This window comes from Proteus sp. CA142267 (assembly GCF_003336825.1).
Classification (GTDB): Bacteria; Pseudomonadota; Gammaproteobacteria; order Enterobacterales; family Enterobacteriaceae; genus Proteus; species Proteus terrae.
In genome coordinates this window covers 1-11762 of sequence record NZ_QPMG01000015.1, presented here as the reverse complement: position 1 = coordinate 11762, position 11762 = coordinate 1, and the positions used below count along the sequence as shown (strand labels likewise).

The window sequence follows — 11762 nt, the reverse complement described above, 5'->3', positions numbered from 1 at the left end:
AGATGTTGTTTAAGACGTATTAAGAGTATTGCAACTCTTCTTGTTACCCGTAACAATGTTACCGGTAACAAATACTATAGCAAATTTAAATATTCTTTTTCTAAAGCTAATAGTAACGCTCATCACCCTTGTGTGAATAAAGGAAGCATCATTATGAACCCTAAAAATCATGACTCAATTCAGAACGACTTTGTTCCTCTTAACGAGACAGTAAAACAAGTGACTGAGCGTATTATTGCTCGTTCACAAGCGACTCGTCGTGCTTATCTGAACAAAATTGAAACAGCAAAAAGCCAAACCGTGCATCGTGCTCAATTGGCTTGCGGTAATTTGGCTCATGGTTTCGCAGCTTGTCAGGTAGAAGATAAAAATCGCCTGAAAAATATGGTTCATAATGATATTGCCATTATCACTGCTTACAATGATATGTTATCGGCTCATAAACCGTATGAAGATTATCCTCAAAAAATTAAAACAGCATTACATGCTGTTGGTGCAGTAGGGCAAGTCGCAGGAGGTGTTCCTGCAATGTGCGATGGTGTTACTCAGGGTCAAGATGGCATGGAGTTGTCGCTCCTTAGCCGTGATATTATCGCAATGTCTGCTGCGGTCGGTTTGTCTCACAATATGTTTGATGGCGCACTTTATTTAGGGATCTGCGATAAAATTGTTCCTGGACTGACTATGGCGGCTCTCTCTTTTGGTCATCTTCCTGCTATTTTTGTTCCAGCAGGCCCTATGACTAGCGGTTTGCCAAACAAAGAGAAAGTTCGTATTCGTCAACTTTATGCTGAAGGTAAGGTTGATCGTAATGCTTTATTAGAAGCCGAAGCAGCGTCTTATCATAGCATTGGAACCTGTACTTTTTACGGCACCGCAAACTCTAATCAAATGGTCATGGAAATGATGGGATTACATTTACCCGGCGCTTCCTTTGTCCATCCGGATACACCACTACGTGATGCATTAACTGATGCAGCGGCAAATCAGATTGTACGATTAACCGAAAATTCAGGTAATTATCTTCCTATCGGTCAATTAGTTGATGAGAAAGTCATTGTAAACGGCATTGTTGCGCTGCTAACAACAGGTGGTTCAACTAATCTAACCATGCATTTAGTCGCAATGGCACGCGCAGCAGGTATAATTATTAATTGGGATGATTTTTCTGAACTATCACGAGTTGTTCCTCTTATTGCACGCATTTATCCTAATGGCCCTGCCGATATTAACCAATTTCAAGCAGCTGGTGGTATTGCACTGATCATTCGTGAGCTACTGAAAAAAGGTTTAATTCATCGGGATGTGAACACTGTTGCAGGATTTGGTATTGAGCGTTATACCCTAGAGCCTTGGTTAAATAACGGTAAACTTGATTGGCGTGAAGGCGCTATAAGCTCTTTAGATAAAGATGTGATTGCGGATATTAATACCCCATTCTCATCACATGGTGGCACACAAGTGATGCAAGGTAATTTAGGTAGAGCCGTAATGAAAACCTCTGCGGTACCTGATGAAAATAAAATCATCGAAGCACCTGCTGTTGTGTTTAATAGCCAACATGATATTGCTGCTAAGTTTGAAGCTGGTGAGCTAAATAAAGATTGTGTGGTTGTTGTACGTTATCAAGGACCACAAGCGAATGGTATGCCTGAATTACATAAACTTATGCCACCTTTAGGTGTATTAATGGATAAAGGCTATAAAGTCGCATTAGTTACAGATGGCCGACTTTCAGGGGCTTCCGGTAAAGTACCCGCCGCAATTCATGTTACTCCAGAAGCTGTAAATGGTGGTTTACTATCCAAAGTACGTGATGGTGATATCATTCGCGTTAATGGTAAAACAGGTGAGTTAACCTTGCTTGTTGATGAGCAAACATTAAATTCTCGCCAAGATGAAATTCCTGATTTAAGTGCCAATAATACAGGCTGTGGTCGTGAGTTATTCGTTAATTTACGCCGTCATTTATCAGGTGCTGAACAAGGTGCTTGTTGCATTGATTTTTAATGTAGGCAAGTTTTGAGGCTTAACGAGGAGCAGATTAAATTCATTTGCTCACCACTTTCTGATTAGGAAATACAATCATGGATCATTGGAATACAAGTGCAGAGTCTGTACTAAAATCAGGGCCTGTTGTTCCTGTTATTGTTATCAACCATATTGATGATGCCGTCCCTGTTGCAAAAGCTTTAGTCGCCGGTGGTGTAAAAGTTTTAGAAGTAACATTACGTACAGAATGCGCAATTGAGGCGATCCGCCGTATTGCCAAAGAAGTTCCTGAAGCTATTGTAGGCGCAGGTACAGTAATTGATCCTCAACAATTAGCGCAAGTCACTGAAGCAGGTGCTCAATTTGCTATCAGCCCAGGATTAACAGAAGCATTACTCAAATCAGCCGTTGCAGGTACTATTCCTTTAATTCCAGGTATTTCAACAGTGTCTGAATTAATGCTGGGAATGAGCTACGGATTAAATGAATTTAAATTTTTCCCTGCGGAAGCTAATGGTGGTGTGAAGGCATTAAAAGCAATTGCAGGACCATTCTCAAAAGTCCGCTTCTGCCCAACTGGCGGTATTTCGCCAGAAAACTACCGTAATTACCTTGCACTTGAGAGTGTGCTTTGTATTGGTGGCTCTTGGTTAGTGCCTAATGATGCAGTGAAAGCAGGTGATTTCCAACGTATTACTGAATTAGCTAAAGAAGCTGTCGCTGGCACTCAGCGTTAATTATTTCTGTATAAAAATAGGTTTTATCCAATAAAGGTAGGTATCCCCTTGTACCTATCTTTATTTTTATCTTTTCTAAGGACTATTTATTAAGTAAATCGCTTAGATTGAGAATAGGCATAAACATCTTCGATATACCCTTCTTTAATTTTTTGCTGTTGTTGCTGCCAATATTCTGGGAATAAAAGCTCACGATGTTGAGCTTCAAAATAGTGACAAACTTGCTTATCACTACATAAAAAATAGCGAAATTCTTCAGGAAATACATCATTGAACGCAACGCTATACCAAGGCTCGCTCGCTAATTCATCTTCAGGATAACGAGCTGGCGGGATAGCACGAAAATTCATATCTGTCATATAACTAATTTCATCGTAATCATAGAAAATCACACGATGGTGTCGAGTCACACCAAAGTTTTTAAACAGCATGTCGCCGGGAAAAATATTCGCCGCGATAAGCTCTTTCAACGCTTGCCCATAATCTTCAACAACAGCTTTAAGTTGATTTTCATCGCACTGCTCCATATAGATATTGAGCGGTATCATTCTACGTTCCATATAAAGATGGCGGATCAGTATTTTATCACCCAGATCTTCCAACTTATTGGGGATCTCTTGTTCAAGGATCGCCATTAATTCAGGGCTAATTCTTTTCTTATCGATCACAAAATTTTCAAATTCTTGAGTATCCGCCATTCGTCCAACACGATCATGCTCTTTAACCAATTGATAGCACTCTTTTACTCGCTCTGCAGTGATCGTTTTTTGTGGTGCAAACTTATCTTTAATCACTTTAAAAACACGATCATACGTTGGTAATGTACATACCAACATCACCATACCTTTTACCCCAGGAGCTTCAATAAATTGCTCTGATGAAAAATTCATAAAGGCAAGATATTCGCGGTAATATTCTGTTTTACCATGCTTTTGGCATCCAATAGACATATAAAGCTCAGCGATAGATTTACCCGGTAATATATCTCTTAGCCAAGCAACTAATGCCGCAGGAAATGGGGCATAAACCATAAAATAAGAACGAGCAAAACCAAAGACAATACTCGCTTCATCCGCAGAGATAAGGCAAGTATCAATCAGTAACTGTTGCTCAATATTATGAATGGGTAATAAGAACGGAATATATTGATCATTAATCACTATTTTTCCTATCAACCAAGCCGCTTTATTACGATAAAAGAGTTCGTTTGCAATATGAAATACCGCATTGTGCAATTGTTCAGAAGAGAATTGAGCAGTAAGTACATCACAGATAGAGTGAATATCGCGTTGTTTATTTTGCCACGGTAACCGCAAAGGTAAGCGCGATAAAATATCTTGCAGTAATGTCGGTAAATCACTCTGAATAACAAACTGCTTTGATAATGGCCGAGGCGCTTGTGTAAAGCGATAAGCTGGTTGTGATGAGAAAACAAAAAGATTCTTTTTATTCAATTCGCGATGGTAGAACAGACGACAATAAACAGAATTAAAAAAGCTTTCGGCAATCTCAAATCGAGGGTTGTTGGGCAATAATTGCGTATAATTCTCTTTCACCTTTTGTAGAAAAAGACTTTCTTTATCAATATCATGTCGAATACATTTTAGTTGCTCAACCACTAATCCAACATGATTGTCGTATAAACGGATGCGCTCTTTCATCGCAATTTGGACACCATGCCAATCTGCTTGCTCAAAACGATATTGTGCCCCTGACGTTATCTCAAGAAAGCGGCCATATTGTGCATCAAAGCCTTGTAAAATTGTTTGAGCAATCAAATCTTCTGGCGTCATTAACAACCTCAAGAAAAAGAGGAGCATCCTGCTCCTGAATTATCACCACAAAAACAGATAATGATATTTTGGGATCTTAGAATTGTTGCTCTTCTGTTGAGCCTGTTAGTGCCGTTACAGAAGACATACCACCTTGAATAATTGTCGTTACTTTATCGAAATACCCTGTTCCCACCTCTTGTTGATGCGATGAGAAGGTATAGCCTTGATTAAGTGCCGCAAACTCTTTTTCTTGTACCTTCTCAACATAATGTTTCATACCTTCACCCTTGGCATAATCATGTGCCAGATCGAACATGTTGAACCACATGCTGTGAATGCCAGCTAAAGTAATAAATTGGAATTTATAGCCCATCGCAGAAAGCTCATCTTGGAAATGCGCAATCGTGCGATCATCAAGATTCTTTTTCCAGTTAAAAGAAGGCGAACAGTTATAAGCCAGCATCTTTCCGGGATATTTATCATGAATAGCTTCTGCAAACTTAGCGGCCATTTTCAGATCAGGAAGTGATGTTTCACACCACACCAGATCGGCATAAGGCGCATAAGCAAGACCACGACTAATAGCCTGATCAATTCCCGCGTGAGTACAGAAGAAACCTTCAGGCGTACGCTCTCCAGTTAAGAACGAGCTATCATAAGGATCGCAATCTGAAGTTAAAAGATCGGCAGCATCGGCATCTGTTCTCGCAACAAGTAATGTAGGTACATCAGATACATCCGCAGCTAAACGGGCAGCAACCAGCTTTTGTACCGCTTCTTGGGTTGGAACTAATACTTTTCCTCCCATATGTCCGCATTTTTTTACCGCAGCTAGCTGATCTTCAAAGTGAACGCCAGCCGCTCCAGCTTCAATCATCGCTTTCATTAATTCAAAAGCATTTAATACGCCGCCAAAACCTGCTTCAGCATCAGCCACAATCGGAAGGAAAAAATCAATATAATCTTTATGTTGAGGACCAATACCATTTGACCACTGAATTTGATCAGCTCGTCTAAATGTATTATTGATACGCTGAACAACATTAGGAACAGAATCAACCGGATATAAAGATTGATCAGGGTACATACTTGCTGCTGTGTTAGCATCTGCTGCTACTTGCCATCCTGAAAGATAAACAGCTTCTAGCCCTGCTTTTGCTTGTTGCAATGCTTGCCCACCCGTTAAAGCACCTAATGCATTAACATAACCCTTTTTTGATTTTCCATTTAATGATAACCAAAGCCTTTGAGCGCCGCGTCTTGCTAAGGTATGTTCTGGGTTAACGGAACCTCTTAATTTAATGACATCTTCAGCGCTATAAGGACGGGTAATGCCTTTCCAGCGAGGTTGTTCCCACTCTTTCTCTAATTGGGCGATTTGCTCTGATCTACTAATAGTCATAAAAACAGCTCCTATAAATACGGTAGTGATGATGTTTGCAGTTTATAAATACGTTTGACGTATCTTTTTTAATTTAAAAGTTGGTAACCCGGTAAAGTCAGAAAATCGACTAATTCATCTTGGGTTGTAATCTTATCCATCAAAGAAGCCGCTTCTTTAAAACGCCCTTCTTCAAAACGAGTGTCACCGACTTCTTGGTGTATGACTTCAAGCTCTTCTTTCAGCATTTTACGAAAGAGATCTTTAGTCACGACTTGCCCATCAGACAGTGTTTTTTGATGGCGTATCCATTGCCAAATAGAGGTACGCGATATTTCTGCTGTTGCCGCATCTTCCATTAATCCATAGATAGGTACGCAACCATTACCCGAAATCCAAGCTTCGATATATTGCACAGCAACGCGGATATTAGCTCTCATGCCCTTTTCTGTACGTTCACCTGTACAAGGTGCCAATAACATTTCTGCTGTTATTTTTTCATTACGTTGCACATCGAGTTGATTTGAGCGAGCCCCTAATACGGCATCAAAAGCAGACAATACTGTTTCAGCAAGGCCTGGATGAGCAATCCAAGTACCATCATGGCCATTTGTTGCTTCAAGCTCTTTATCATCAAATACTTTTTTCAAAATAATGCCGTTTTGCTCTGGATCTCGACTTGGAATAAACGCAGACATTCCACCCATCGCAAAAGCACCACGTTTATGGCAAGTCTGGATCAGTAAACGCGAATAAGCACTTAAGAAAGGTTGAGTCATCGTGATCCCTTGTCTATCGGGCAATACACGATCAGGATAATTTTTTAATGTCTTGATATAGCTAAAAATATAATCCCAACGACCACAGTTAAGCCCAACGATATGCTCTTTCATATGGAATAGAATTTCTTCCATTTGGAAAACAGCAGGTAAGGTTTCAATTAATACCGTGGCTTTAATGGTTCCTGTTGCTAAACCAAAGCGCTTCTCTGTGAAATGAAAAACATCACTCCACCATTTAGCCTCTTGCCATGTTTGCAATTTAGGAATATAAAAATAAGGGCCACTCCCTTTTTCTAATAAGGCTTTGTGGTTATGGTAAAAATACAGAGAAAAATCAAATAATCCCCCTGCAATAGGCTTGCCTTGCCATAACACATGCTTCTCAGGAAGGTGAAGACCTCTTACTCTTGCAATCAATACCGCAGGTGACGCTTTAAGCTGATAACATTTGCCTTGTTCATTGGTATAAGAAATGGTGCCTTTGACTGCATCACGTAAATTGATTTGACCATCAATCACTTTGTCCCATGTAGGCGCTAAGGAATCTTCAAAATCCGCCATAAAGACTTTTACGTTGGCATTTAATGCATTGATGACCATTTTACGATCAACAGGTCCCGTTATTTCAACACGACGGTCTTGAAGATCTTTTGGTATAGGATTAACTTTCCATTCCGATTTTATAATGGAATCTAATTCCGAAATAAAATCAGGAAGCTCGCCATTATCAACTCTGTGTTTCCAGCTATCCCTTTCAGCTAATAAAGCATGGCGTCTATCTGAAAAGTGACTTACCAAATCAGTCAAAAATAATTTAACATCATGATTTAATATCTCTTTTTCCTGTTCACCAAAAGATTGCGTAAAATTTAATTCTTCTGTAGTTAACGATTGTGACATTCTGCATTCCCCTAAAAGCTTTTGCACACCTGATTAAGACTAATGCAGTTTTTACAAAAATCAAAAATGAATTCCATTTTTATTTAAATAATTTTTAACAATGTGATTACATCGGTGTTTTTTTATTGTACAAAAATCAAAATTTCAAAATAACTCGAGGGATCTGGAAGAGATCGATAATAAACAGAGAAAAGGAATGGTTAATGCTTGATGATTTTAGCTATATAGCTTTTTCTTATATGAATATTCTTCATACACAACATGAAGACCTCGACATTCAAAAGGTTATTAGCTAAATTTAGGCTTCTAGATGTCTAGAAGTTTTTAGAGGTTATTGAAATGCCAATTAGAGTACCCGATGAGCTACCCGCAGTCAGTTGTTTACAAAAAGAGAATGTCTTTGTTATGACATCCAGTAGAGCGAGTATTCAAGACATTCGCCCTTTAAAAGTGCTTATCCTTAATTTAATGCCAAAGAAAATAGAAACAGAAAATCAATTTCTGCGATTGCTTTCTAATAGTCCTCTTCAAATTGATATTCAATTATTACGTATTGACTCTCGTATTCCTAAAAATACACCTATAGAGCACCTCGATACTTTCTATTGCGATTTTGACCAAATTAAAGAGCAAAATTTTGATGGCCTTATTGTCACGGGCGCACCATTAGGGTTAGTTGAATTTGAAGATGTAGCTTATTGGGATGAAATAAAAGAGGTGATTACATGGGCTAAAGAGCATGTTACTTCTACACTCTTTATTTGTTGGGCGGCTCAAGCTGGGTTGAATATCTTATATGATCTGCCTAAATATACGCTAGAACAAAAAATTTCAGGCGTATATAGTCATAATACTTGCTCACCATATTCACTGTTAACACGCGGATTTGATGAGACTTTCTTTGCCCCCCATTCTCGTTACGCTGGTTTTCCTATCGACTTTATTCAAAATAATACTGATTTGGAGATCCTTGCAACTTCGGAAGAAGCAGGTGCTTATTTATTTGCATCAAAAGATAAACGAGTTGTTTTTGCAACAGGGCATCCTGAATACGATCCTAATACACTCGCAGATGAATATCACCGTGATGTTAAAGCAGGGTTAGATCCTCAATTACCAGAAAACTATTTTCCTAATAATGATCCGAACAAAAAACCTATCGCTTCTTGGCGTAGTCATGGACATTTATTGTTTGCAAATTGGTTGAACTACTATGTTTATCAGATAACACCCTTCGATCTTGCTCAAATGAATCCAACATTAGACTAAAGAAAAACCCCAAACTTAATTTGGGGTTTTAAGATAATCATTTGCCAAGCTAAGAATTATTTATAGCGATGAGCCAATGCGTTAGCTGCAATCATTGCATTATAAACATCTTCTTCAGTCACTCTCATTGGCATATTGCCCATTGTGTCACCTTCAGCACAGGCAATTTTAGCAACAGTACGCCATTCGCTTTCAATAAATTCTTTCATACCCATATCTTCAAGTGTCAGTGGTAATTCTGCCGCTTTGATAATACGGATCACTTCATCAATCTCTTCTTGTGGTGCATTTTCTAACACTAGTTGAGTTAATAAACCAAATACTACTTTTTCACCATGTTGAACACGGTGTAAAGACTCAACTGCAGACATACCATTATTTACTGCGTGAGCAGCTGCTAAGCCACCTGCTTCAGCACCAACACCACTAAGGTAGATTGTTGCTTCAATAGTTTGCTCTAATGCAGGAGTGGTAATTTTATGGCGAATCGCATCCATTGCTTTATCAATATTTTCACTTAGCATTTCAAAGCAAAGTTGCGCTAAGCCAAGGCCTGTACGTGATGGACGTTGATTCACTAAATTTAAGCCGTCAGCTTGATAACAAGCGCGAGCTTCAAAGTAAGTTGCTAGTGCATCACCAACACCCGCTGAGAAAAAGCGTTGTGGTGCTGATGCGATAATCGCGGTGTCTGCGATAACAACATCAGGGTTTTGTGGTAAGAATAAATATTTATCAAACTCACCATTTTCTTTATATAACACAGACAATGCAGTACAAGGAGCATCAGTTGAAGCGATAGTTGGGAATAAAATAACAGGAATATGCTGATAATAAGCAACCGCTTTAGACACATCTAATGTCTTACCGCCCCCAATACCAATAATAACGTTCGCTTTATTTTCAACCGCAATTTTACCTAAGCGATTAACTTCTGCCTCAGTACATTCATAATTAAATTTTTCAACCAGTGAAACAATGCCATTTTCTTTTAAAGAAGGAACTGCTTCTTTAGTTACTTTTTCTAAAAAAAACTCATCACTAATAATAAATGCATTATCACCAAAATCTTTTACATATTTACCGACAGAAGACAGTAATTGGCTACCAATAAAGAATTTTTTTGGCGAGGTTACAGAGCGAGGTAATATAGATGACATAACTAAATTCCTTTATTTTAGATTTTGCTACAATCAGTAGCAGAATTAGTATTTCATCTTACCTCTCATCATAATATGAATCTAGCAAACTCTCTGATAGTCATTACCTAAATCATTTTCGTTCATCATTTTTAATTTATATAAAACAAGTGGTTATTTTTAAATAATTTTAAAAAAGCAGATTACCTACGTATTTATTACTATAATAAAGGCATCATTTTACAACTAAAATAATGTTATTTAGGATCATCTATGACTCTTATACGAGAAAAACTCACATTACCTGCAAATGCAAATAAGCTTTTACTACACTCTTGCTGTGCTCCTTGTTCTGGTGAAGTCATGGAAGCATTACAAGCTTCAGGTATTAATTACACTATCTTTTTCTATAATCCCAATATTCATCCCCAAAAAGAGTATTTAATTCGTAAGGAAGAAAATATTCGCTTTGCTAAAAAACACGATATTCCTTTTGTTGATGCTGATTATGATACTGATAATTGGTTTGAAAGAGCTAAAGGAATGGAAAAAGAACCTGAACGTGGTATTCGATGCACAATGTGTTTTGATATGCGCTTTGAAAGAACAGCCCTTTATGCCTCTGAAAATGGCTTTTCCGTTATTTCTAGTTCACTTGGGATCTCACGTTGGAAAGATATGAAACAGATAAATGGCTGTGGTGAAAGAGCAGTAGCGTCTTATCCTAATATGGTTTATTGGGATTATAATTGGCGTAAAAAGGGGGGTTCAGCCAGAATGATCGAAATAAGTAAACGTGAACAATTCTACCAACAAGAATATTGCGGCTGTATTTATTCATTAAGAGATACAAATAAGCATCGAAAATCACAAGGTAGAGAACTTATTAAGATTGGTGTTCAATATTATACCCCTTAGATCTTCCTTTCCTTTTATTCTAGGCATCATTCCTGTGATGCCATAAAAAGAACAACACAATAAATCATTATTTGATATACAGTCATGTTATATTCACGCTATAACAATATATTATTTTATTAAGGTGATTTCTTGTGGAAGACGCTGTCATTCTCGTAGATAAAAATGATAATGAGCTGGGAACAATGCCAAAGCTTGAAGCTCATATTGTAGGCGCCTTACATCGAGCCTTTTCAATATTTATTTTTAATTCAAAACAGCAATTACTTATTCAGCAACGTGCAATATCTAAATATCACTCTGGTGGTTTATGGGCAAATACATGTTGTAGCCACCCGCTTCCAAACGAATTACTTTCAGATGCTATTCATCGTCGTCTAGATGAAGAATTAGGTATGAAATGTGATATGCAATCTATTGGAACTATTCTGTATAACGAAAAAGTGACAGATGATCTGATAGAGCATGAATTTGATCACCTATTTCTTGGGTTTAGTAACGAATTACCACATAGCAATCCAGATGAAGTAATGAATTATCGCTGGATCTCTCTTGATTCTCTTTATCAAGATATTGAAGAGAATGCACAAAATTACAGTGTTTGGTTTCGTTATATATTGAACCGGATGGGGATTGAACAATTTTCTCGTTGGAGCCAAGGTATTATTTAGCAATTATCTTATTAACAGCTTCAATATAAAACAAGCAACTCATGTTTTTAGATTTTTAAGCTATATAAAAACCCCAAACGCAAAAAAGCCAACCCATTGGGTTGGCTTTCTCGTCTTATTTAATGCCTGGCAGTTCCCTACTCTCACATGGGGAGACCCCACACTACCATCGGCGCTACAACGTTTCACTTCTGAGTT

9 protein-coding genes are annotated in these 11762 nt (G+C 38.0%); 5 read left to right on the top strand and 4 right to left on the bottom strand.

The features are described 5' to 3' along the window. Nucleotides 1–153: 153 nt before the first annotated feature. Both edd and C0T34_RS17365 read left to right on the top strand, forming a co-directional pair. Nucleotides 154–2010, top strand: coding sequence for a phosphogluconate dehydratase (gene edd, locus C0T34_RS17370; protein WP_109850563.1), 1857 nt, complete (start codon nucleotides 154–156; stop codon nucleotides 2008–2010). 77 nt (nucleotides 2011–2087) lie between these two features. Beyond that, nucleotides 2088–2729 carry a bifunctional 4-hydroxy-2-oxoglutarate aldolase/2-dehydro-3-deoxy-phosphogluconate aldolase gene (locus C0T34_RS17365; RefSeq protein ID WP_109850562.1) on the top strand — a complete coding sequence of 214 codons (642 nt, stop codon included), beginning with the start codon at nucleotides 2088–2090 and terminating at the stop codon, nucleotides 2727–2729. Nucleotides 2730–2818: 89 nt separating this feature from the next. On the opposite strand, the gene aceK is transcribed toward C0T34_RS17365, so the two are convergent. The 3 genes from aceK to aceB all read right to left on the bottom strand — a co-directional run bounded on the left by aceK (nucleotide 2819) and on the right by aceB (nucleotide 7567). After that, a complete protein-coding gene (gene aceK / locus C0T34_RS17360; RefSeq protein WP_109850561.1) occupies nucleotides 2819–4522 on the bottom strand; it encodes a bifunctional isocitrate dehydrogenase kinase/phosphatase in 1704 nt (567 codons plus the stop codon). A 76-nt stretch (nucleotides 4523–4598) separates the two neighbouring features. Beyond that, nucleotides 4599–5906: an isocitrate lyase gene (aceA, locus tag C0T34_RS17355; RefSeq protein WP_098941746.1), complete on the bottom strand. Its 1308-nt coding sequence runs from the start codon at nucleotides 5904–5906 to the stop codon at nucleotides 4599–4601. A 68-nt stretch (nucleotides 5907–5974) separates the two neighbouring features. Further along, nucleotides 5975–7567 (bottom strand): malate synthase A, encoded by a 1593-nt coding sequence (gene aceB, locus C0T34_RS17350; RefSeq protein ID WP_109850560.1) that lies wholly within the window; start codon nucleotides 7565–7567, stop codon nucleotides 5975–5977. A gap of 339 nt (nucleotides 7568–7906) precedes the next feature. Between aceB and metA the strand changes: the two genes are divergently transcribed. Beyond that, complete coding sequence (gene metA, locus C0T34_RS17345; RefSeq protein ID WP_109850559.1) at nucleotides 7907–8836, top strand: homoserine O-succinyltransferase; 930 nt, start codon at nucleotides 7907–7909, stop codon at nucleotides 8834–8836. 56 nt (nucleotides 8837–8892) lie between these two features. On the opposite strand, the gene C0T34_RS17340 is transcribed toward metA, so the two are convergent. Continuing rightward, on the bottom strand, nucleotides 8893–9996 hold the full coding sequence (locus tag C0T34_RS17340; protein ID WP_109394770.1) for a glycerol dehydrogenase: 1104 nt from the start codon (nucleotides 9994–9996) through the stop codon (nucleotides 8893–8895). 252 nt (nucleotides 9997–10248) lie between these two features. On the opposite strand from C0T34_RS17340, the gene C0T34_RS17335 reads away from it, so the two are divergent. Next, entirely contained in the window at nucleotides 10249–10893 is a 645-nt protein-coding gene (locus tag C0T34_RS17335; protein WP_109850558.1) for an epoxyqueuosine reductase QueH, read from the top strand. A 134-nt stretch (nucleotides 10894–11027) separates the two neighbouring features. Then, a complete protein-coding gene (gene idi / locus C0T34_RS17330) occupies nucleotides 11028–11564 on the top strand; it encodes an isopentenyl-diphosphate Delta-isomerase (RefSeq protein WP_088494403.1) in 537 nt (178 codons plus the stop codon). The last annotated feature ends 198 nt before the right edge of the window (nucleotides 11565–11762 follow it).

What these genes read in the sequence shown, in the direction of transcription:
- edd (WP_109850563.1), top strand. Translation starts at nt 154, where the DNA reads ATGAACCCTAAAAATCATGACTCAATTCAGAACGACTTTGTTCCTCTT.
- C0T34_RS17365 (WP_109850562.1), top strand. Translation starts at nt 2,088, where the DNA reads ATGGATCATTGGAATACAAGTGCAGAGTCTGTACTAAAATCAGGGCCT.
- aceK (WP_109850561.1), bottom strand. Translation starts at nt 4,522, where the DNA reads ATGACGCCAGAAGATTTGATTGCTCAAACAATTTTACAAGGCTTTGAT.
- aceA (WP_098941746.1), bottom strand. Translation starts at nt 5,906, where the DNA reads ATGACTATTAGTAGATCAGAGCAAATCGCCCAATTAGAGAAAGAGTGG.
- aceB (WP_109850560.1), bottom strand. Translation starts at nt 7,567, where the DNA reads ATGTCACAATCGTTAACTACAGAAGAATTAAATTTTACGCAATCTTTT.
- metA (WP_109850559.1), top strand. Translation starts at nt 7,907, where the DNA reads ATGCCAATTAGAGTACCCGATGAGCTACCCGCAGTCAGTTGTTTACAA.
- C0T34_RS17340 (WP_109394770.1), bottom strand. Translation starts at nt 9,996, where the DNA reads ATGTCATCTATATTACCTCGCTCTGTAACCTCGCCAAAAAAATTCTTT.
- C0T34_RS17335 (WP_109850558.1), top strand. Translation starts at nt 10,249, where the DNA reads ATGACTCTTATACGAGAAAAACTCACATTACCTGCAAATGCAAATAAG.